The sequence below is a fragment of the Aeromonas sp. 11P genome, assembly GCF_051920165.1.
GTDB lineage: Bacteria > Pseudomonadota > Gammaproteobacteria > Enterobacterales > Aeromonadaceae > Aeromonas > Aeromonas veronii.
Genome location: NZ_JBQBDJ010000004.1, coordinates 3,771,550 through 3,793,519, shown reverse-complemented (window position 1 = coordinate 3,793,519; position 21,970 = coordinate 3,771,550). Strand labels below are relative to the sequence as shown.

The 21,970-nt window shown below is 59.9% G+C and carries 19 protein-coding genes and 7 tRNA genes; 9 read left to right on the top strand and 17 right to left on the bottom strand.

Translation table 11 applies throughout. The features are described 5' to 3' along the window. Positions 1–39 precede the first annotated feature (39 nt). The 8 genes from ACTG1P_RS17635 to ACTG1P_RS17600 form a co-directional block, all read right to left on the bottom strand. Positions 40–1,203 carry a phosphoglycerate kinase gene (locus tag ACTG1P_RS17635; RefSeq protein WP_005335436.1) on the bottom strand — a complete coding sequence of 388 codons (1,164 nt, stop codon included), beginning with the start codon at positions 1,201–1,203 and terminating at the stop codon, positions 40–42. Positions 1,204–1,264: 61 nt separating this feature from the next. Next, positions 1,265–2,275: an erythrose-4-phosphate dehydrogenase gene (epd, locus tag ACTG1P_RS17630; protein ID WP_440001824.1), complete on the bottom strand. Its 1,011-nt coding sequence runs from the start codon at positions 2,273–2,275 to the stop codon at positions 1,265–1,267. Between the two features lie 60 nt (positions 2,276–2,335). Beyond that, positions 2,336–3,265: an ROK family protein gene (locus ACTG1P_RS17625; RefSeq protein ID WP_440001823.1), complete on the bottom strand. Its 930-nt coding sequence runs from the start codon at positions 3,263–3,265 to the stop codon at positions 2,336–2,338. A 112-nt stretch (positions 3,266–3,377) separates the two neighbouring features. Beyond that, on the bottom strand, positions 3,378–4,445 hold the full coding sequence (hemE, locus tag ACTG1P_RS17620) for a uroporphyrinogen decarboxylase (protein ID WP_440001822.1): 1,068 nt from the start codon (positions 4,443–4,445) through the stop codon (positions 3,378–3,380). Positions 4,446–4,613: 168 nt separating this feature from the next. Further along, positions 4,614–5,393: an NAD(+) diphosphatase gene (gene nudC, locus ACTG1P_RS17615; RefSeq protein ID WP_440001821.1), complete on the bottom strand. Its 780-nt coding sequence runs from the start codon at positions 5,391–5,393 to the stop codon at positions 4,614–4,616. 221 nt (positions 5,394–5,614) lie between these two features. Beyond that, a complete protein-coding gene (putA, locus tag ACTG1P_RS17610; protein WP_440001820.1) occupies positions 5,615–8,779 on the bottom strand; it encodes a bifunctional proline dehydrogenase/L-glutamate gamma-semialdehyde dehydrogenase PutA in 3,165 nt (1,054 codons plus the stop codon). Positions 8,780–9,092: 313 nt separating this feature from the next. Next, on the bottom strand, positions 9,093–9,698 hold the full coding sequence (locus ACTG1P_RS17605; protein ID WP_005335443.1) for a TIGR04211 family SH3 domain-containing protein: 606 nt from the start codon (positions 9,696–9,698) through the stop codon (positions 9,093–9,095). 146 nt (positions 9,699–9,844) lie between these two features. Then, complete coding sequence (locus ACTG1P_RS17600) at positions 9,845–10,597, bottom strand: potassium channel family protein (protein WP_234924342.1); 753 nt, start codon at positions 10,595–10,597, stop codon at positions 9,845–9,847. A gap of 100 nt (positions 10,598–10,697) precedes the next feature. Here ACTG1P_RS17600 and ACTG1P_RS17595 point away from each other — a divergent pair, with 100 nt between their 5' ends. Next, entirely contained in the window at positions 10,698–11,948 is a 1,251-nt protein-coding gene (locus ACTG1P_RS17595; RefSeq protein ID WP_005362726.1) for a methyl-accepting chemotaxis protein, read from the top strand. Positions 11,949–12,092: 144 nt separating this feature from the next. Here ACTG1P_RS17595 and gltX read toward each other — a convergent pair whose 3' ends face one another. Beyond that, entirely contained in the window at positions 12,093–13,508 is a 1,416-nt protein-coding gene (gene gltX, locus ACTG1P_RS17590) for a glutamate--tRNA ligase (RefSeq protein ID WP_440001819.1), read from the bottom strand. Between the two features lie 273 nt (positions 13,509–13,781). Here gltX and ACTG1P_RS17585 point away from each other — a divergent pair, with 273 nt between their 5' ends. From ACTG1P_RS17585 to ACTG1P_RS17575, 3 genes are all read left to right on the top strand, one after another. Next, positions 13,782–15,884, top strand: a complete 2,103-nt coding sequence (locus tag ACTG1P_RS17585; protein ID WP_201980645.1) for a methyl-accepting chemotaxis protein — start codon at positions 13,782–13,784, stop codon at positions 15,882–15,884. 99 nt (positions 15,885–15,983) lie between these two features. Beyond that, positions 15,984–16,652, top strand: a complete 669-nt coding sequence (locus tag ACTG1P_RS17580) for a LysM-like peptidoglycan-binding domain-containing protein (protein WP_278168575.1) — start codon at positions 15,984–15,986, stop codon at positions 16,650–16,652. Positions 16,653–16,926: 274 nt separating this feature from the next. Then, on the top strand, positions 16,927–17,136 hold the full coding sequence (locus tag ACTG1P_RS17575) for a cold-shock protein (protein ID WP_005297820.1): 210 nt from the start codon (positions 16,927–16,929) through the stop codon (positions 17,134–17,136). A 425-nt stretch (positions 17,137–17,561) separates the two neighbouring features. Here ACTG1P_RS17575 and ACTG1P_RS17570 read toward each other — a convergent pair. From ACTG1P_RS17570 to orn, 8 genes are all read right to left on the bottom strand, one after another. Beyond that, positions 17,562–17,637 (bottom strand) — tRNA-Gly (locus ACTG1P_RS17570). A 24-nt stretch (positions 17,638–17,661) separates the two neighbouring features. Further along, positions 17,662–17,737: transfer RNA gene (locus tag ACTG1P_RS17565), tRNA-Gly, on the bottom strand. 24 nt (positions 17,738–17,761) lie between these two features. Next, positions 17,762–17,837, bottom strand: a tRNA-Gly gene (locus ACTG1P_RS17560). A 24-nt stretch (positions 17,838–17,861) separates the two neighbouring features. Next, positions 17,862–17,937, bottom strand: a tRNA-Gly gene (locus ACTG1P_RS17555). A gap of 25 nt (positions 17,938–17,962) precedes the next feature. Beyond that, a tRNA-Gly gene (locus ACTG1P_RS17550) sits at positions 17,963–18,038 on the bottom strand. A gap of 33 nt (positions 18,039–18,071) precedes the next feature. Beyond that, positions 18,072–18,147: transfer RNA gene (locus ACTG1P_RS17545), tRNA-Gly, on the bottom strand. A 37-nt stretch (positions 18,148–18,184) separates the two neighbouring features. After that, a tRNA-Gly gene (locus ACTG1P_RS17540) sits at positions 18,185–18,260 on the bottom strand. 178 nt (positions 18,261–18,438) lie between these two features. Further along, entirely contained in the window at positions 18,439–18,984 is a 546-nt protein-coding gene (orn, locus tag ACTG1P_RS17535) for an oligoribonuclease (protein WP_005349380.1), read from the bottom strand. 91 nt (positions 18,985–19,075) lie between these two features. On the opposite strand from orn, the gene rsgA reads away from it, so the two are divergent. Genes rsgA through ACTG1P_RS17510 form a run of 5 tightly spaced genes read left to right on the top strand, consistent with a single transcriptional unit; the run spans position 19,076 to position 21,910 of the window. Next, entirely contained in the window at positions 19,076–20,110 is a 1,035-nt protein-coding gene (gene rsgA / locus ACTG1P_RS17530; RefSeq protein ID WP_013724084.1) for a small ribosomal subunit biogenesis GTPase RsgA, read from the top strand. 28 nt (positions 20,111–20,138) lie between these two features. Further along, positions 20,139–21,011, top strand: coding sequence for an archaetidylserine decarboxylase (gene asd / locus ACTG1P_RS17525; RefSeq protein WP_021231920.1), 873 nt, complete (start codon positions 20,139–20,141; stop codon positions 21,009–21,011). Then, a complete protein-coding gene (locus ACTG1P_RS17520; protein ID WP_005349372.1) occupies positions 21,008–21,277 on the top strand; it encodes a VF530 family DNA-binding protein in 270 nt (89 codons plus the stop codon). Before asd ends, ACTG1P_RS17520 begins: the two co-directional genes overlap by 4 nt. Beyond that, the gene (locus ACTG1P_RS17515) at positions 21,267–21,518 is read left to right on the top strand and encodes a DUF2960 domain-containing protein (RefSeq protein ID WP_005338984.1); all 252 of its coding nucleotides are present in this window, start codon (positions 21,267–21,269) and stop codon (positions 21,516–21,518) included. Before ACTG1P_RS17520 ends, ACTG1P_RS17515 begins: the two co-directional genes overlap by 11 nt. Positions 21,519–21,520: 2 nt before the next feature. After that, positions 21,521–21,910, top strand: a complete 390-nt coding sequence (locus ACTG1P_RS17510) for a hypothetical protein (RefSeq protein ID WP_278168592.1) — start codon at positions 21,521–21,523, stop codon at positions 21,908–21,910. The last annotated feature ends 60 nt before the right edge of the window (positions 21,911–21,970 follow it).

Here is a 21,970-nt window from a genome sequence, read left to right as displayed (position 1 = left end):
AAACGAAACGGGAGGCTTTTGCCCCCCGTTCCGGGTCAATTAGGCTTTAGCGCGCTGTTCCAGAATCGCAACAGCCGGCAGTACCTTGCCTTCTACGAACTCCAGGAAGGCGCCGCCGCCAGTGGAGATGTAGGAGACTTTGTCAGCGATGCCGAACTTGTCGATGGCAGCCAGGGTGTCACCACCGCCAGCGATGGAGAAGGCCGGAGAAGCAGCGATGGCTTCAGCGATAACCTTGGTGCCTTCAGCGAACTGGTCGAACTCGAACACACCAACCGGGCCGTTCCACAGGATGGTCTTGGCGTTCATGATGATGTCAGCCAGGGCCTTGGCAGAATCCGGACCGATGTCGAAGATCATGTCGCCGTCGGTTACGTCAGAGACGGACTTGATGGTAGCCGGAGTGGACTCGGAGAACTCGGCACCTACAACCACGTCGGTGGTCACAGGAATGTTGGTCTCGGCAGCCAGTTTCTTGGCGGTGTCGATCAGGTCGTGCTCGCACAGGGACTTGCCGACGTTGTGACCGGCAGCAGCGATGAAGGTGTTGGCGATGCCACCACCGACAACCAGCTGGTCAGCGATTTTGGAGAGGGATTCCAGAACGGTCAGCTTGGTGGAGACCTTGGAGCCGCCAACGATGGCAACCATCGGGCGCTCAGGCTTCAGCATGGCTTTGCCCAAGGCTTCCAGTTCACCCGCCAGCAGCGGACCGGCACAGGCGACCGGTGCGAACTGGGCAACACCGTAGGTGGAACCTTCGGCGCGGTGAGCAGTACCGAACGCATCCATTACAAAGACGTCACACAGGGCGGCGTATTTTTTGGCCAGCTCTTCGGTGTTCTTCTTCTCGCCTTTGTTGAAGCGGCAGTTTTCCAGCACAACCAGCTCACCGGCAGCGACTTCTACGCCATCCAGGTAATCCTTGGCCAGACGAACCGGGCAGGACAGAGCGTCTTTCAGATAGTTGACAACCGGAGCCAGGGAGAATTCTTCGTTGTATTCACCCTCGGTCGGACGACCCAGGTGGGAGGTGATCATCAGCTTGGCGCCCTTTTCCAGAGCCAGCTTGATGGTCGGCAGAGTCGCAACGATACGTGCATCGGAGGTGACCTTGCCGTCTTTTACCGGTACGTTCAGGTCAGCACGGATCAGAACGCGTTTACCCGCCAGATCCAGGTCAGTCATCTTGATAACAGACATATTCAGTCCTCTATATTTTCCAGGTAATGTTAAAAACAGTAACCTTTCGCCCGGGGCAGGCTCAGCCTGCAACCATCATGGCCCGGGTGGTATCCAGCATCCGGTTTGCGAAGCCCCATTCGTTATCGCACCACATCAACATCTTGACGAGGTTGGCATCGCTCACCCGGGTCTGGGTACCATCAATGATGCATGAGTGCGCATCATGATTGAAGTCTACGGAGACCAGCGGTTCTTCCGTGTAATCCAGAATACCGTGTAATGTACCTCTGGATGCCCGTTGCAGGGCTTGATTTACGTCAGTAACTGTCACTTTTTTACGAACAGTAATACTCAGATCCATCGCTGTTACATTGATGGTCGGCACCCGCACCGCGATCGCCTCGAACTTGCCGGCGAAGTGGGGCAGGATACGCTCCAGCCCCTTTGCCAGCTTGGTATCCACCGGAATGATGGACTGACTGGCAGCGCGGGTTCGGCGCAAGTCACTGTGGTAGGCATCGATGACTTGCTGATCATGCATGGCCGAATGAATTGTCGTAATAGTACCACAATTTATCTCGAATTCTCGATGCAATGTTTCAATCACCGGTACCACGCAGTTGGTGGTACAGGAGGCGTTGGAGACGATCCGCTCCGCTCCGGTGAGGGTATGATGGTTGACCCCGTAGACCACGGTGGCATCCACATCGGCATCCGCCGGGTGGGAGAAGAGCACCTTGCCCGCCCCCGCCGCCAGATGCAGCTCGGCATCGGCCCGCGAGCCGAATACCCCGGTGCAGTCGAGCACCACATCCACCCCCAGCGCCCGCCACGGCAAGTTCGACGGATCCCGCTCGGCAAACAGGGAGATGAGATCCTCCCCCACCAGCATGCTGTTGCCCGCCAGTTGCACCGGATGGTGGAAACGACCGTGACTGGTATCGTAACGGGTCAGGTGCACCATGGCCTCGGGGGCCGCCAGCTCGTTGATGGCGACGATCTTGATGGTCTTGTCGCGCCCGCTTTCATAGAGGGCTCGCAACACGTTGCGACCGATCCGCCCGTAACCATTGATGGCAATCTTGATCATCGAGAATCCGTTTCCTTGAACCAGCAACAGGGCGGCGCACCGGCCGCCCGGGAGCCCCGGCTACGACAGCAGGGCCTCCTTGAATTCACCGCGGGCCAGCAGTGCGGCCCCGAATACCCCGGCACTGTCGCCAAGGGCAGGAGCAATAATGGGGGTTGCGAAGCGGGGATTAAAGAGGAAGGGCAAAATTGTCTGCCGCCCGGCACTGTAAAGGCTCTGCACATTGCCCACCCCGCCACCGATGACGATCACATCCGGGTCGAGAATGTTGACCACGTTGGCCAGCGCCTGACCAAACAGCAGATGCAGCCGGTCGATGGTGAGCTTGGCCACATGATCATGGGCGGTGGCAACCGCGATTTGAGCCAGCGAGAGGCGGCGCTTGGCCTTGGCTTCGTACCAGGCCTCCAGCGCCGGGCCGCTGATCAGGGTCTCGACGCAGCCACGCTTGCCGCAGTAGCACTCGGGGCCATCGGGGGAGAGCACGTTGTGGCCCCATTCACCGGCAATGCCGTGGTGGCCGTTGAGGATCTGGCCATTGATGACGATGCCGGAGCCGACCCCGGTACCCATGATGATGCCGAACACCACTTTCGCATCGGGATGGTGCTGGCGCACCGCACCAAGATGGGTTTCTGCCAGCGCAAAGCAGTTGGCATCGTTGGCAATCAGTACCGGCACGCCCAGCTTGCGTTCCAAATCCTCCTTGAACGGCTTGCCATTGAGCTCGGTGGTGTTGCAGTTCTTCATCAGGCCGGTCTGCGGATCCCGCGCCCCCGGCGTCCCCATGCCGATGACGATCGGGCGCTGGCCAATCTTCTCGGCGCACTCTGCTACCAGCTTGGCGATCTGGCCGATCATATGGTCATAACCGCCCGCCCGCTCGGTGGGGATGCGGTGGCGCAGCAGCACCTCGTCGCCATCCAGCACCACGCATTCACACTTGGTACCGCCAAGATCGATACCCCAATCCAGTGACTTGCTGCTCATCTTGCCTCCTGCACGGCCGCCACGCGCTCGTCGTCGCAGCGCCATTTTTTAATGTAAAACGGGGCCTGACGGCCCCGAATATCAAACAAACTCTTCTTCGCTCGCCCCGGCCTTAGCGACCGTGGTACTGGGCAGAGAGCTCGTGTACCGCGTTGACGAACACGCCAGCATGTTCCGGGTTGACATCCTGATGGATGCCGTGGCCAAGGTTGAATACGTGGCCGTTGCCGTGGCCGAAACCGGCCAGAATGGAGGCGACCTCTTCACGGATGCGAGCCGGGGTAGCGTAGAGCATGGAGGGATCCATGTTGCCCTGCAGCGCCACCTTGTCGCCGACCCGGCGCTTGGCGTCGGCGATATCGGTGGTCCAGTCCAGACCCAGCGCATCGCAACCGGTGGCGGCAATCTGCTCCAGCCACTGACCGCCGTTCTTGGTGAACAGGGTGACCGGCACGCGGCGACCGTCGTGCTCGCGGATCAGGCCATCGACAATCTTGTGCATGTACAGCAGGGAGAAGTCTCGGTAATCGCGCGGGGTGAGCACGCCGCCCCAGGTGTCGAACACCATGACCGCCTGCGCACCCGCCTTGATCTGGGCGTTGAGATAGCTAATCACGCTGTCGGCCAGCTTGTCGAGCAGCAGGTGCAGGGTTTGCGGCTCTGCGTACATCATCTGCTTGATCTTGGTGAACGCCTTGGAGCTGCCCCCCTCCACCATGTAGGTAGCCAGAGTCCAGGGGCTGCCGGAGAAGCCGATCAGCGGCACTTCACCCTTCAGCTCGCGGCGGATGGTGCGCACCGCATTCATCACGTAGCCCAGCTCATCTTCCGGATCCGGGATAGGCAGCGCCTGCACATCGGCCATGGAGGTGATCGGACGCTCGAAGCGCGGGCCTTCACCCTGCTCGAAGTAGAGACCCAGCCCCATGGCATCGGGCACGGTCAGGATGTCGGAGAAGAGGATGGCGGCATCGAGCGGGTAACGGCGTAGCGGCTGCAGGGTGACTTCACAGGCCAGCTCGGCGTTGCGGCACAGGGACATGAAATCCCCCGCCTGGGCGCGAGTCGCCTTGTATTCCGGCAGATAGCGCCCTGCCTGGCGCATCATCCATACCGGGGTCATGTCCACATCCTGACGCAGCAAAGCGCGCAGGTATCGATCGTTCTTCAGCTCTTTCATCCCAGTTCCTGAGTTCGTATCACGCATAAAATGGCGGCCATAATACCACTTTGCCCACCGGATCGGACTGCCCAAAACGTGGCAAATGGACGCGCGGTTGCAAAGATGTGAAGGGGCGCAAACCTGACCGCTCCGTTCCCGAAAGAATTGGCGAAAAGATAAGCGCCGTTACCCCTCGCCCGCCAGCGAACGCTCGATCAGCCACCGGGCGATGGTGCCGTGAGGTGGCAAACGCGGCAAGCGGTCGGCGGTAAAGAAATCGGCGGCCACCAGTTCGTCATCCTGCACCTTGATCTCGCCGCTCTCGTAGTCGGCGGTAAAGCCCATCATCAGGCTGTGAGGGAATGGCCAGGGCTGGCTCGCTACATAGCGCACATTACACACCCGGATGCCGCTCTCCTCGAACACCTCCCGCGCCACGCACTGCTCGAGGTTCTCTCCCGCCTCGACGAAGCCAGCCAACACGGTATACATGGGATCGTCCGCCTGATAGTGACGGCGATGGGCCGCCAGCAGGATCTCAGCCCCCTTCCGTACCGCCACGATAATGCAGGGAGAGATGCGCGGATAGGCCGTGTGGCCGTGGTGGCACACCTGCGCCCACTCCCCCGCCTTCGGGGTCATGGGGGCGCCGCACTCGCCGCAAAAACGGTGGGTACGGCGGAAAGTGGCGAGCTGCCAGGCGCGACCGGCGAGACGAAAGCCCTCTTCGTCCCCCGCCACCATCAGCTGGCGCAGCGGGGCCATCATAGTCGTGTCGGCCTCGTCCCCCAGATCCAGCAGATAGCAGGGTAGCCCCTGCCACTCGTCGAAACGCTCGAAATGGGCGTCAGCCAGCGCTGCGGGCAGGCACGCTTTACTGCCCTGTGGCACCTGACCTTGCTGATCGAGCAGTACCAGATGATCGCCCCCCAGCACGAACCAGCGGGCTTGTTCGGTTAATGACATCAGATAAACACTCTCGTTAAAACAGAATCCTGGCCACGGCTTGCCGAGCAAGGGGCAAACGCCGCGCGAATGGCTCCCATCTTACGACCAGCACGGGTCGCTGACGACCCCACCGTGGCCGATTGTCCCATTCGTAAAAAACGGATGGTGCAAATAAAGAGGCCGCCCGAAGGCGGCCCGTTGTTATCCGGTATCCAGTATCCGGCCTCTATCGACGCGGATCAGGCATCGCCCATCGCCAGCAGGGAGGCGTTGCCACCCACAGCAGTGGTGTTGATGGTGCGGGTCTTCTCGGTGACGAAGCGGCTTAAGTAGTGGGGACCGCCTGCCTTGGGACCGGTGCCGGAGAGTCCCTGGCCGCCGAACGGCTGCACCCCGACCATGGCGCCGATCTGGTTGCGGTTGATGTAGACGTTGCCCACGTTGATGCGGCTTGCCAGCTCCTCGGCGTGGGATTCATTGCGGCTGTGGATCCCGAGCGTCAGGCCATAACCGGTACCGTTGATGTCGCTGATCACCTTGTCCAGATCCCGGGTGGCGTAGCGTACCACGTGCAGGATGGGGCCGAACTGCTCCTTGGCCAGCTCGCGGATGGAGCCGATCTCCAGCGCGGTCGGCTGGACAAAGTGCCCTTCCATGGTCGCGGCAGGCATCGGCGCCTGCGCAATCAGGCGAGCGCGCGGCATCATGTAGGCGAGGTGGGCATCGAGACCAGCCTTGGCATCGGCATCGATCACCGGGCCGACGTCGGTATTGTGCTCGGCTGGGTTGCCCACTTTCAGCTCCTGCATGGCACCGGTGAGGATCTCCAGCACCCGCTCGGCGATCTCCTCCTGCAGATAGAGCACCCGCAGGGCCGAGCAGCGCTGACCGGCGCTCTGGAAGGCGGCGCTCACCACGTCGCGCACCACCTGCTCCGGCAGGGCGGTGGAGTCGACAATCATGGCGTTCTGGCCGCCTGTCTCGGCGATGAGCGGTAGGATGGCGCCATCGCGCTGGGCCAGGGTCATGTTGATCAGCTTGGCGGTCTCGGTGGAGCCGGTAAAGCAGACGCCACCGATGCGCGGATCGGCTGTCAACTTGGCGCCGACGGTAGCACCGTCACCGGGCAGCAGCTGCAGCACGTCGCCCGGAATACCGGCCTGATGGGCCAGAGTCACCGCCAGATGGGCGATAAGGCCGGTCTGCTCCGCCGGTTTGGCGATGACGGTGTTGCCGGTGGCCAACGCTGCAGCAACTTGGCCCAGGAAGATCGCCAGCGGAAAGTTCCACGGGCTGATGCAGACAAACACGCCCCGCCCCTGCAGGAACAGCTCGTTCTGCTCGCCGGTGTAACCGGGCAGCAGGGTCGCCTGCCCCATCAGGCTGCGCGCCTGCACCGCATAGTAGCGGCAGAAATCGACCGCTTCACGCACCTCGTCGATGCCATCTTGCAGCAGCTTGCCCGCCTCGCGGGTACAGAGAGAGACAAACTGCTCGCGGTTCGCTTCCAGCAGATCCGCCAGCTTCTCCAGCGCGGCAGCACGCTCGCTCACCGGGGTTTCACGCCAGCGCGGGAAGGCGGCGTGGGCCGATGCCAAGGCTTGCTCCACCGCCTGCTCGTCGGCCCAGTGGATCTTGCCGACGGTGAGGCTCACATCCTGCGGGCTCAGCACGGTGCGGGCCTCACTGCGCTTGAGGGTCTCGCCATCGACGATGGGGCCCGCCAGCCACTGCTTGCTCTCCAGCTCTTTCAAGCGGGCGAAGAAGGGGCGCTGGATGGAGAGGATGTTCATGTTGACGCCGCTGGAGTTCTTGCGGTCGGTGAAGAGGTTCACCGGCTGCGGAATGCGGTCGTTGGCAAAGCCGGAGTAGCGCTTGAGGGTCCGCAGCGGATGCTCGGCCAGCGAGTCCACCGGGGTGTTGGGGTCCACCAGCTTGTGAACGAAGGAGGTGTTGGCCCCGTTCTCCAGCAGGCGGCGCACCAGATAGGGCAACAGATCCTTGTGGGCGCCGACCGGGGCATAGATGCGGCAGTGCAGGCCAGGATTATCGTTCAGCACGGCGTTGTGCAGCTCCTCCCCCATGCCGTGCAGACGCTGGAATTCAAACTGGCGATCGCCAGCCATCTCCAGAATGCTGACCACGGTATTGGCGTTGTGGGTGGCGAACTGGGGAGCGATAAAGCCGCGGGTCGGCTCGCTCAGCAGGTAGCGGGCGCAGGCGAGGTAGGAGATATCAGTGCCCGCCTTGCGGGTAAAGAGCGGGTAGCCGGGCAGGCCCGCCTGCTGGGCATATTTCAGTTCGCTGTCCCAGTAGGCGCCTTTTACCAGTCGCACCGGAATGAGGTCACCCTGCTCGCGGGCCAGCGCGGTGAGCCAGCAGAGTACCGGCAGGGCGCGCTTGGAGTAAGCCTGCACCACCATGCCGAGCTTGCCCCAGCCACGGTTGGCATCGGAGCGGTAGAGCTGCTCGAACAGGTCCAGCGACAGCTCGAGGCGGTCCATCTCCTCGGCATCGATGCTGATGGCCACATCCTTGTCGCGGGCCAGACGCACCAGCCCTACCAGCCGCTCGCACATCTCGCCAAGCACCCGCTCGCGGTTGGCCACGTCATAACGCGGATGCAGCGCCGACAGCTTGATGGAGATGGAGGGGGCCGGGCCGCCGTCGCTGATCCGCTCGTTGCCGACCGCCTCGATGGCGTTGCGGTAATCGGTCAGATACTTGTCGGCATCCTGCATGGTCAGTGCCGATTCACCCAGCATGTCGTAGGTGTGGGTGTAACCCAGCTCGCGGGATTTGCGGCTCGCCTTGAGCGCCTCTTTCATGTCGCGCCCCAGCACGAACTGCTTGCCCATGATCTTCATGGCGGCGTACATGGCGGAGCGCACCACCGGCTCCCCCAGCTTATTGACCATGCGCCCCAGCAGGTTGGCCGGGTTGCCGTCCAGCTTCTTGTCGAGCTTGATGATCTTGCCGGTCAGCATCAGCCCCCAGGTGGAGGCGTTGACCAGGGTGGAATCGCTCTTGCGGAAATGGGACGACCAGTTGGCGCCAGAGAGCTTGTCCTTTATCAGGGCATCGGCGGTCTCGGCATCGGGAATGCGCAGCAGCGCCTCGGCCAGACACATCAGGATGATCCCCTCCTGGGTATCGAGGCTGTACTCCTGCAGGAAGGCGTCGATACCGTCACCGGAGCCGCTCTCCTTGCGTACCTTGGTCACCAGGGTGCGGGCACGCTGGGTCACCTGCTCGAGCGAGGCGCCATCCCCCGGCAGCATGGCCGACAGTTCGGCCAGATAGGCATTTTCATCCACCACGTAGTTCTGGGTGATGGCTTCGCGCAGGGCGGCCAGATCGGAGGGGATATAGTCAGCGGCAAGCACTTGAGTAGCTTTGAACATATGGGGTCTTCCTGTACGCCCTAGGGCTGATATCGACAAAGGCGGACGCGCCGCCGAAACGCCGATAATGTATACAATGTTGCACCCTATATGAAATGAATTTGTTGCCACTCTTTAACAAAGATCGCTCATTCACCCAGTTAACTCCCTTTTGAAGCCAATACGCCAGCAAGCGTGAGGGTCATCTGACTTCATTTTGTATACGATCTGCCACCACCTTGTCGCAAAGCAGCCACGCATTCCGCCCAATGCGCCCAAATAAAGAAGGGTCGCCACGGCGACCCTTCTCAGCAATTCATTCAGCCAGATGCTGTCAGTTCATCCAGCGATCGCCACGGCTGCGACGACGGGGCAGCATGGGCAGCAGGATACCAAGCAGGATACCGGCACCCACCATGGCACCACCACGGATAAACCAGTCCATCTGCATGTCGTGCTCCTGGTTGTCGTAGCTTTGGGTCAGGGCATCATTCTGCTCTTTGAGATTGCTCATCTCCTCACCCTGACTGACCAGCTGGGCCTTGAGGGCGGCGATCTCCTTGCTCTGGGCAGCGATCTGACCATCCTTCTCGGTGAAGCGTTTCTCGTTGTCACCGTTGAGGTTCTGCAGGCGATCTTTAAGCTCATCGCGCTCTTTTTCCACCTGGGGCAGACGCTCGCGCAGGCTGATCTGGCTCTGCAGTTCGCTGTTCTTGATCCACCCCTCGCGGCCACGACCGTCCACCACCTGGGTGAAACCGGCCTCGCTATTCACCGCCTTTACCTCCAGCGGTTCACCAGCCTTGACGCTGCCAAGGATCCGGTACTGGGTACCCGGGCCATTGTGGATATAGGTAAAGATGTTGTCTGAAACATAACGGGTATCGGCCAGTGCCTGTTGGGCACACAAGCAGATCAAAATCCCGAGAAGGGCGCGCATGGTCGATCGGTTCTCTTTTTCAGGTTTGGACAAGAGGTTGAATGTTAAGCCGCCAGCAGGTTAAAGGACAAGCAAAGAAAAAGCACCTCCCCCCGGATAAAGAGCGCAGAGTTGCGAGTCACCTCGCAACTTGCCCGCCCGCAGCCTCACTTGTTTTTCAGCTCCCGCACCTCGCTGCGCAGGGCGCGGATCTCCCGCAGCAGCTCCTCTTGCTGGTTGTTGTAGTGATGACGCCACTTGTCGCTCTCGCCTTCTCCCTTGTGAGGTTGCAAAAACAGGCTGGCCATAAAACCGCTGATGGCACCGAACAGACCGACGCCGAACAGAATCAACAAGCTGGCGACAAACCGCCCCTGTTCGGTTTTGGGCACCAGATCGCCGTAGCCCACGGTAGAGAGGGTTACCAGCGTCCACCAGAAGGCATCGTAGGGCGTCTGGATCTCGCTGCCGGGCTGGCCAGACTCGATCCAGTACATGACAGCGGAGCCTACCCCCAGCAGCAGGAAGAACAGGAACAGGATGCCGGAGATAGTCGTCTCGTTGCGCTCGCGACGGAACATGCCCCAGAGATCAGGATGCTCGGTGAATAGTTGATAAACCCGCCACAGCTGAAGTAAACGGGCCCAGCGCAGGGACTCCACCATGGGCAGACTACCCGGCAAATAGAACCAGTTGGCCTTGAAATAAGCCTTGCGATCGGGTGCCCGGATCCAGCCATAAGCAAAGTGTGCGAGGAAGAAGTAGCAGATCAGACTGTCGAGGTCATAGAAGAGCTGCAGGGTCTGGGGGGTCAGTGTCTGATGGCCCCACCAGCGGGCCGTCACCAGCACAACCGAGATAATCGACAGAAATGCCATCAGCAGATCCATCGCCCGCAGATGAGTTAAGTGATGTCGCATACATTTTCCAACTTTAAACACGGTGCAAATTAATAAAAGAGAAGATAATGCCGATAGTCCTGAGGGCAAAGGAAAAACGGCTTTTAAAAGGAGAATGACAATGCAGCTGAACCTGCTGGAGAAAAGAATGAGCAACATCCGGTTGGTACCCAAAGTGGTGCTGCTGATGGTGTTCAGTACCCTCCTGCTACTGACCAAACTCTGGTTTGACGCCAACAATCTGGAAGCGACCCTGCTCAGCGAAGGGCTCGACCCCGCCAAGGCAGATGCCATCTCCAATCGCCTGCTCTGGACCGGCCTGATGGAGACCGCCATCATGGGGCTGCTGTTCGTGATCCTGCTGCTCACCGGCTCCCGCCTGATGGTCAAACAGGTTCACTATCTGGTTGGCCTGCTGGAGCGCTTCGCCAAGCGGGACCTCAGCCACAAGGTACTGCTCAAGTCTCGTGACGAATTCGGTGACATCGCCAAGGCGGTCTCCCACTCGCAGGAGAACCTCAAAGAGGTGTTTGGCAACCAGCGCGCCGCCTGCAAGGAGCTCAACGACATCGCCTCCCAGGTGACCCTTTGCATGGAAGAGGCCAACGAAGCGATCAACGAAGAGTTCACCCAGATCGAACAGCTAGCCAGCGCCATGAGCCAGATGGTCGGCGCCATTCGCGAAGTGGCCGCCCATGCGGATCAGGCCTCTCACGCCACCGCCGAAACCAGCCAGCTGGCGGAAGAGGGGAGCCGCTGCGTCGCCGACACCGTCAGCACCATCGACACCCTCTCCGGCAACATCCAGCGCTCCGCCACCGTGGTCAACGAGGTGGAGCAGGGGGTCGAGCGCATTGGCTCTGTGGTCGACACCATTCGCGGCATCTCGGAACAGACCAACCTGCTGGCACTTAACGCGGCCATCGAGGCGGCCCGCGCCGGTGAAGCGGGTCGTGGCTTTGCCGTGGTGGCCTCCGAAGTGCGCGAGCTGGCCAACCGGGCTCAGGCCGCCACCGTCGAAATCCAGAAGATGATCGAACAGCTGCAGGGCAATGCCCATCAGGCTGGCGAACTGATGGCCCAAAGCGTACAGCAGGCCGACAAGGGGGTGGAACAGGTGACCCAGGCCGGTACCCAGCTCGCCACCATAGTGCAGCGGGTACAGGGTGTCGCCGACATGAACCGCCACATCGCCGCCGCCTCCGAGCAACAGAGCTCGGTCGCCGAAGAGATGCGCGGCAATCTGGAGCAGGTCAAGCAGATCGCCGAAGGCTCCGTCGTAGTGCTGCGCGAACTGCAAGAGGCCTCCGAACTGGTCGAACAACATAGCAAGGAGCTCGACAGCCAGATCCAGTCCTTCAAACTCGCATGACAGCTCTCCTTGGTCGGGCATGACCGCCATTGTGCCCCGCCGCAGCTCTGGCCATAAAAAAATCCGAAACCTGTGGTTTCGGATTTTTGCTATTCAGCATGTGGCAGAGCGGGGTTATCCCCTCGCCTGCCACATCGGCAGCAGTTACTCGGCGGCCATGCGGGCTTCGATGTAAGCCAGCGCACGGTCGATACGAGCAAGTACACGCTCCTTGCCCACCAGCGCCATCACGGCGTCGATGCCAGGGGACTGACCCAGACCGGTGACGGCCACGCGCAGCGGCATACCAACCTTGCCCATACCCTGACCCAGCTCGGCAGCGGTCGCTTCAATCAGCTCGTGCAGCGCTTCGGTAGTCCAGCTATCCAGTGCTGCCAACTTGGTTTTGGCCAGAGCCAGCGGCTCGGCAGCCACCCCGCGCAGGTGCTTCTTGGCAGCGGCTTCGTCGATCGCTTCGTACTCTTCGAACAGGTAGCGGCTCTGGGCGGCCATCTCGACCAGGGTGTTGCAGCGCTCGGCCAGCAGGGTGACCACTTCGGCCAGCGCCGGGCCATTGCTGATGTCGATCTTCTGGTTTTCCATGTGCCATGCCAGATGCTTGGCAACATAAGCCGGGTCCAGGCTGCGCATGTAGTGGTTGTTCAACCACAGCAGCTTGTCGGTATTGAAGGCAGAGGCGGACTTGGAGATGGCATCCAGGCTGAACAGCTTGATCATCTCTTCCAGGCTGAAGATCTCCTGATCGCCGTGGGACCAACCCAAACGCACCAGATAGTTCAGCAGCGCTTCCGGCAGGTAGCCGTCATCGCGGTACTGCATCACGGAGACTGCGCCGTGGCGCTTGGAGAGCTTGGCACCGTCGTCACCCAGGATCATGGAGACGTGGGCAAATTCCGGTACCGGCGCGTTCAGCGCCTTGTAGATGTTGATCTGGCGCGGGGTGTTGTTGATGTGGTCTTCGCCACGCACCACGTGGGTGATCTCCATATCCCAGTCATCGACCACTACGCAGAAGTTGTAGGTCGGCGCGCCGTCGGTACGGCGGATGATCAGATCGTCCAGCTCGGTGTTGGCGAACTCGATGCGGCCACGGACGTGGTCATCGAATACCACGGAACCTTCGGTCGGGTTGCGGAAGCGGATCACGTGCGGCGCATCGGCCGGGTGATCGTGGGCGTGGTCGCGGCACTTGCCGTCATAACGGGGCTTCTCGCCGTTGGCCATCTGGCCTTCACGCAGCGCTTCCAGACGCTCTTTGGAGCAGTAGCACTTGTAGGCGCGGCCGTCAGCCAGCATCTCGTCGATCAGTGCGTTGTAGCGATCGAAGCGCTTGGTCTGGTAGTAGGGGCCCTCATCCCAGTTCAGCTCCAGCCATTCCATGCCCTCAATGATGGCGTCGATGGCCTCCTGAGTGGAACGTTCCAGATCGGTATCCTCGATACGCAGCACAAACTCACCGCCCTGGTTCTTTGCAAACAACCAGGAATAGAGTGCGGTACGGGCACCGCCGACATGCAAAAAGCCGGTCGGGCTGGGAGCAAAACGGGTTTTGACTTTCATCTTTAAGCCTTGTGTAGAGGGCCTTGGGCCAATTCGTTAAAAAAACCGTCGCATTTTAGCACCGACAATCACGGATGGGAAAACCATGAAGCCATTGCGGGCTAAAGTAGGGGATTAAATCTGTCGCCATTTGCATCTGTAGCCCGATATTTGAAGAGGATCGCAAAACAGAAGCCCCGTTTCCGATTTGCTATGCACAATGCTGGAGAGCTGCCTCCTCCGGTCGATACCCAGATAACGCTCACCACACTTCTCACGAACAAGGAAGAGACGATGCAGTTCCGTTCTATCCAGAATCGCATTCTAGTGATGGCCGGGATCGCCATGACCGCAGCCCTGGTCATCCTGATCCTGCTCAATCAATACTCCGGCCAACAGACCCAACAACTCACCATCAGCTCCAGCCGTGAAGCGCTGCAGCAGGAGGCATGGCAGAAGGTCAGCGCCAATGCCCGCGCCGAGGCGGCCACCATCACCCAACTGCTGCAAAAAGGGCTCTCCTACACCCAGCAGATGGCCAGCGCCCTCGCCCTGCAACAACAGGGCAAACTGCCGCTGGATCGCCAGCAGGCCACTGACCTGCTCAAGGCACAACTGGCGCTGGAGCCACAGCTCTATGGCGCCTTCGCCGGCTTCGAGCCCAACGGTTTCGACGGTCAGGATGCCAGCTTTGCTGGCCAGAGTGCGCTGGGCAGTGACGACAAGGGGCGCTTCGTGCCCTACTTCTATCGCGACAAGGATCAAATCGGTACCGATCTGCTGCTCTCCATCGAAAAAACCGACCCGGACGAATTCGGCAATCCAGCCAACGACTACTACGCCTGCCCAAAACGGGAAGGACGCTCTTGCCTCATCGATCCCTTCAAGGTGGATATCAACGGCCAACAGGTGCTGGTGAGCACCATCACCACCCCCATCATGGTGGATGGTCAGTTCAAGGGGATCGCCGCGCTGGATCTGGCGGTGGACTCCATCAGCCGTCAGGCCAAGAGCCTCAACAGCAATATCTATGACGGCAAAGGCGAAACCCTGATCGTCAGCGCCGCCGGTGTCATCACCGGCACCAGTGGCGATGCCAGCCTGCTCGGCAGCAGCGCAGGTAAGGTGCTGGGCAACCAGTGGCAGCAATACCTGAAACCGGAAGTTCAGCGTCAGGAGCTGGACGAGTCATTCCGTATTTCAGTTCCCATCATGGTGCCGGGAATGAGCCGCAACTGGGCCATCATCGTCACCCTGCCCTACAAGGTGGTACTGGCGGGGGCCGATCAGCTGGAGAGCCAGCTCAATGAGATGAACCAGGCCGCGGTGACCCAGCAATTGGTGGGCGCCTTTATCGTGCTGGTGCTGGCGCTGGCCACCATGCTGGTGATTGCCCGCAGCATCACCGGCCCCATCCGTCAGATGGTCAGCCTGGTGGATGACATCGCCGATGGCGAGGGGGATCTCACCAAACGTCTCGCAACCCGCTCGGTGGATGAGCTGGGGGATCTCGCCAAGGGGATCAACCGCTTTATCGACAAGCTGCAAGGGCTGCTCGGGGATGTGCTCAAGACTGCCAGCGAGGTGAACCGCTACGCCGGTGATACCGATCGCATCGCCGGTCAGACCGACAACAACCTGCAGCACCATCAGGCGGAGATGGAGCAGATGCTGACCGCGGTACAGGAGATGTCCTACGTCAGTCAGGAGGTCGCCACCCACGCCAACAACACCGCCGACTCGGCCAAACAGGCGCAAAGCGCCGCCGATCAGGGCAAGGAGCGCTTCCAGCAGGTGATCCAGTCGATGCACAAGGTCGCGGCAGAAGCCGGGAAAGGGGCCGAAGTGGTGGAGGGGCTGGCTCACGACAGCGCCCAGATCACCAGCATCCTCACCGTCATTCAGGGGATTGCCGATCAGACCAACCTGCTGGCACTCAACGCCGCCATCGAGGCAGCCCGGGCCGGTGAGCAGGGGCGTGGTTTCGCGGTGGTGGCCGACGAGGTGCGCAAACTGGCGGGCAATACCCAGCAGGCGGTGCAGAACACCCAGGAGTTGATCGAGAAGATCCGCCTCAGCTCCACCAATGCAGTCAACGCCATCACCCAGAGCCAGCAGTTGACCCATCAGGCGGTGGGCGAGGCGGATCTGGCTGAAGAGGCGCTCGGCAGCATCTACCAGGCCATCTCCACCATCAACGACATGACCTATCAGATCGCCTCCGCCGCCGAAGAGCAGAGCTCGGTCTCAGAAACCGTCTCCGGCAACCTGTCAAAAACCAACGCACTGGCCAACGACATTGCTCAGGATGCGACCGAAACGGCCAAAGCCAGTCAGGCATTGCGTCAGGCGGCCGACAAATTGCAGCAATTATTGGGTCAATTTCGTCTCAGCTGATAATTTTCCGCCTCAGGACTCTCCCCCTCGGGGGCGAGTCCGTTTACCATAGGCGACGAATTTGCCTGATGGCAGGCAATGTAGTGAGAGGTAAATGCCGTGCCCACCCCGGACCGTCGCCCACGAGGCCATAACAGACGAGCCCAGCAGCGTCGCCAAGACGAATCACAAGGATCCCTGCTCCATCGCATCAATGCCGCGACCCTGTCCCTGCGCCAACGTTTTGGCCAAGGGATGAGCAACCTCGGCCAAGGCCGCCAGGATGCCAAAGCAGGCAAATTCAAGCTGTCCAGCCCGCTGCCCCGCAAAAACACCATAGGTCTGCTGATCCTGATCCCGCTCTGGTTGCTGGTGCTGGCCTGGGAGCCGGCACCATCTGCACCCAAAGCCGCCCCTTCGGGCTCGCTGGAAGTGCCGCTGGCCGTACCTGCTCAAGCTCTAACTGTCGGCAATGGCGCGGCAGGCAGTGCGCCCGCGGCAGCCAAGCCGGTCGAAGAGAAGGTCAACGGCACCTGGCTGCAACACGATGTGCAGGCGGGTGAGACACTCTACTCCATCTGGCGTAAATTCGAGTTGCCGGGTGCCGAACTGAGCCGCCTGATCGCCATCGAGGGGCCGGATCGCCCCCTGACCCGCCTGCAATCGGGCCGTTCTATCTTCATCCTGGTGGACGACACCCGACGCATCCAGCGGGTGGAGATCCGCTCCTACGGTCAGGCGGTTTACCGCTACGACCGGCAGGGCGAAGGGTTCGCCCTCAAGGAATAACAACAACGGGAGGCACTGGCCTCCCGTTTTTTTCAGTCAAATATCTTCAAATAAGCTACTGACTTCACAATATTTTTAGCTTGTTCAAAAAACGAAAGGGGTCAAATTGACAAGGATCGGCGCTAACGTACAATCGTTTGTGCTTTAGACAGGGATTGTTCTACGTGCTACTGGGACAAAGAGACGTGGTCAGTCATGAGCCAACCCCTGCTTGCAAGGCAAATGCAGCCCAGCACGGGCTTAGTTTCATTTTGTTATTGATAGGATTTAGCACATGTCTGACATTCGCACCGGCCAGGTAAAATGGTTCAACGAAACCAAGGGTTTTGGCTTTATTGAACAATCCCAGGGTCCGGACGTATTCGTTCACTTCTCCTCCATCCAGAGCGCAGGTTTCAAAACCCTGGCTGAAGGTCAGAAAGTCCAGTTCACTGTGACCCAGGGCAAAAAAGGCCCTCAGGCTGAGAACGTCACCGTTATCTAAGGCCACGCCAGTGAACATGTAGGAGGTGCCATCGGCCCTCCTATTTTTTTGCCCGCTTTTTTTACCCGCAATGTCCCCTCCCCGATCGGCAGAGCTCTTGGCGGGCTTGCTGCTAACGCCTGCAAGCCGTTTATGGCCGCAACCGGCCGCTATAAATCAAATTTATGGATTTTGGTTAAATGCCCCGGTTTTAACTTATACCGAGCCCATGCCTGTCATTCAGGTCCTGCCAAACCTGCGATCCGCCGGCAGAGACCCTTGCCCGAACTCAGGAACCTTGTTAGCGAGTGATAGCACAGCGATCCCAAGACCGAAGAGGTACGGGGAAGAAGTGAGAAACCGGGCAAACGCCGGATACAACAAGTCATCGCAGTGCGATGTGATGGGCAATTCAGAGGGGGATAATTAAAACTTCGAAGAGAGATTGGAGCGGGAAACGAGACTCGAACTCGCGACCCCGACCTTGGCAAGGTCGTGCTCTACCAACTGAGCTATTCCCGCAACAGAATGTCATTTACAAGTGATTGGAGCGGGAAACGAGACTCGAACTCGCGACCCCGACCTTGGCAAGGTCGTGCTCTACCAACTGAGCTATTCCCGCAACGGAATGTCACTTACAAATGTTTGGAGCGGGAAACGAGACTCGAACTCGCGACCCCGACCTTGGCAAGGTCGTGCTCTACCAACTGAGCTATTCCCGCAACAGAATGTCATCTGCAAGTGATTGGAGCGGGAAACGAGACTCGAACTCGCGACCCCGACCTTGGCAAGGTCGTGCTCTACCAACTGAGCTATTCCCGCATCGGAATATCACTTACAAATTTTTTGGAGCGGGAAACGAGACTCGAACTCGCGACCCCGACCTTGGCAAGGTCGTGCTCTACCAACTGAGCTATTCCCGCAACAATTTGGTTGTCTTGAGGCTGGCTGATGATTGGAGCGGGAAACGAGACTCGAACTCGCGACCCCGACCTTGGCAAGGTCGTGCTCTACCAACTGAGCTATTCCCGCATCGGGCTGGTTTGCACCAGTGTCATCATCAGATTTTTGGAGCGGGAAACGAGACTCGAACTCGCGACCCCGACCTTGGCAAGGTCGTGCTCTACCAACTGAGCTATTCCCGCAACTACCTTAAAACAGGCCGTACAGCATTTGGTTGCTTGCGCTACTGTACGGGAGCCGAATTATAAGAGCAGTCATTCCAATTGCAAGGGCTTTTTTGTCTGGTTGCGCGCGTTCGCTCAAAAGCTGGCCGAACTGTCGATTTTAGCAGCCAGAGTATGACAACCCCTTGCCGGGGAATCAGATCTTGAAGACGTGGCTGCGATAGAACTGCAGCTCGGCGATGGATTCACGGATGTCGTCCAGCGCCTGGTGGGTGCCGCTCTTCTTGAACTGATCCAGCAGTTCCGGCTGCCAGCGGCGTACCAGCTCCTTGATGGTGCTGACGTCGACATTGCGGTAGTGGAAGAAGGCTTCCAGCTCGGCCATGTGCTTGACCATGAAGCGGCGATCCTGACCGATGCTGTTGCCGCACAGCGGGCTGGTGCGCTCCGGCACCCACTGCCGAATGAACGCGAGGGTCTCGGCAATGGCTTTCGCCTCGTCGTGCTGACTCGCCTTGACCCGGGCCACCAGACCGCTCTTGGTATGGGTGTTGACGTTCCACTCGTCCATCTTGGCCAGCTCTTCATCACTCTGATGAATGGCGATGACCGGCCCTTCGGCCAGTACGTTCAGATCCTTGTCGGTGACTATGGTGGCAATCTCCAGTACCACGTTCTCTTCGGGGTCCAGACCCGTCATCTCCATGTCGATCCATACCAGGTTCTGCGCGCTGACTGTCATGATTGCTCTCTCTATTGGGAGGAATGGCGGAATTTTGCCAATTTGCATGTATCATACTGGCTTTGGATCTGTTCATAAACTGGCGAATCGAGTGGCAAAGAAAGCAAAACTCAATCTGGGTCAACAAAGGCGCGTCCAGGCCAACCGCGAACGGCGGCTGCAAAAAGATCACACCACAGTGGTGGATGACACCCTGTTTGGCCCCGCCATCGAAGGGGTGGTAATCAGCCGTTTTGGTCAGCACGCAGACGTGGAAGCGGTCGATGGCACCATCCACCGCAGCAACCTGCGGCGCAGCAGCATCAGCAGTCTGGTGTGCGGCGACAAGGTGGTGTGGCGTCCCGGCCTAAATGCCGCGACAGCGGGCGTCATCGAGGCGGTGCATCCGCGCCACTCGGTACTGACCCGGCCGGACTTTTACGACGGGGTCAAACCCATCGCCGCCAATATCGACCAGATCATCATCGTCTCGGCGGTTATGCCCGAGTTCTCCACCAACATCGTCGACCGCTATCTGGTGGCCGCCGAGGATGTGGAGATCCGCCCCCTCATCGTGCTGAACAAGGTCGACATGCTCGATGATGCCGCCAGAGCGCGCATCGAGAGCCAGCTCGAAACCTACCGCAAACTCAATTACGAGGTATTGCTGGTGAGCTGCGAGAGCGGTGAAGGGCTGGATGAGCTGAAAGCCAAGCTCACCGACAAGATCAGCATCTTCGTCGGCCAGTCCGGGGTGGGCAAATCCTCGCTCACCAACGCCCTGATGCCGGGGCTGGATGTGCTCACCGGCGAGATCTCCGAAAACTCGGGGCTCGGCCAGCACACCACCACCACGGCGCGGCTCTACCACTTCCCGAGCGGCGGCGATCTCATCGACTCCCCCGGGATCCGCGAGTTCGCCCTCTGGCATCTGGAGGCCGACCGCATCACCTGGTGCTTCGTCGAGTTTCGCGACTACCTGGGTGGCTGCAAGTTCCGCGACTGTACCCACAAGGACGATCCCGGCTGTGCCCTGCGCGCCGCGGTCGACGCGGGCGCCATCAGCGCCGATCGCTTCCACAACTATCACCGCATCCTGGAAACCATGCAGGAAGCCCGTCACGGTCGCCAACAGGCGCGCCTGTGACCCTAATAAACCTACGTTGATGATGAACATGAGCATTACTGACAACCTGAAAATTGCCGGTCAATACTGTCTGCCCAAGCACGCCCTCTCCCGTCTGATCGGCAAGTTTGCCGCCGCCGAAGCGGGCAACATCACCACCAAAGTGATCGAGGCTTTTATCAAGCAGTACAAGGTCGACATGAGTGAGGCGCTGCACGAGAGTCCGGCCCACTACAAGAGCTTCAACGAGTTCTTCACCCGTGAGCTGAAACCCGGTATCCGCCCCGTGGTAGAAGATGCCATGACTCTGGCGCTGCCGGTGGATGGCACCGTCAGCCAGCTCGGCCCGATCCAGCAGGGTCGCATCATCCAGGCCAAGGGGCACGACTACAGCGCCCGCGAATTACTGGGCGGCTATGAGGATCTGGTGGCGCCGTTCAAGGATGGCGACTTCGCCACCATCTATCTGGCGCCCAAGGATTATCACCGCATCCACATGCCGCTGGACGGCGTGCTGGAGAGCATGGTGTTCGTGCCGGGGGATCTCTTCTCCGTCAACCCGCTCACCGCCGAGAACGTGCCTAACCTGTTTGCCCGCAACGAGCGGGTGGTCGCCACCTTCCGCACTCCGCACGGCCCCATGGCACTGGTGCTGGTCGGTGCCACTATCGTGGCCAGCATCGAGACCATCTGGGCTGGCAACATTGCGCCGACCAAAGAGAAGAAGGTGGTGCGCTGGGACTACAGCGGCGATGAGGCCATTACCCTGCAGAAAGGCGCCGAGATGGGCCTGTTCAAGCTAGGCAGCACCGTGGTCTGCCTGTTTGGTCCGGGCATGCTGGCCGGTTTCGAACCCCATCTGGCCAATGGCGTCACCACCCGCATGGGTCAGCCCTTTGCCAAGCTGGCGGAGCAGGCATGAGCGAGCAACCGAACGCCTCGCAGAAGAACAACCCGCTGCACGGGCTGACGCTGGAAGCCATCGTCACCGCACTGGTCGAGCACTATGGCTGGGAAGAGCTGGGGCAGCAGATCAATATCCGCTGCTTCACCGATAATCCGAGCATCAAGTCCAGCCTGAAGTTCTTGCGCAAGACCCCCTGGGCTCGGGAGAAGGTCGAAAGCCTCTACCTCTACGTCCAGCGCAAACAAGCCAAATCGAAGAAGGAAGGGCAAGATGGCCTTTAAGATTACCTACACCTATAAAAAACAGGCCAAAGAGATCGGCTACGCGAACGACAAGTTCCGCAGCATCTACGACGCCATCGCCGCTGCCGAAGGGCTGGATCTCACCAGTTTTCACGCCATGGAGGCCCAGCTGGCTCAGGTTTGTCGCCGCGACAAGAAAAGCGTGAAGGATTACCAGGAGAACTACTTCAAAGAGCTGGGATTCTCCAACATCGTCATCGAACGGGATCTGCAGGAGTAACCATGCGCACCTTGACTCTGATGGCCGCCTCTCTGTTGCTGGCGGCATGCAGTACACCGGAACAACATCTGGTTGGCAGCGATCGCGACAGCCACGGCTGTATCGGCAGTGCGGGCTATCAGTGGTCAGCGCTGACCGGCAAATGTGTGCGCCTGTTTGAAGAGGGTGTACGGCTCAATCCAACCGACACCAGCCAGACCAGCAGCGCCTTCGTGATGTTCAATGCCGACCAGACGCAGGCCGAACTGCATCTACCAAGCGGCGAGCTGCTTGCGCTGACCCGTCAAGGTGCGGAGGGCAACTGGTCGTGGCAGGGTCGCGGCTACACCCTCTTTATCTGGAAGGGTTATGTGCTCAAATCCGGTGACCAGGTGCTCTATCACGGGGAATAACCCCGAGGGATAGCGCACTGCGTGGTATCGGTGCGATGCACGCGAACAAAAATGCCGACC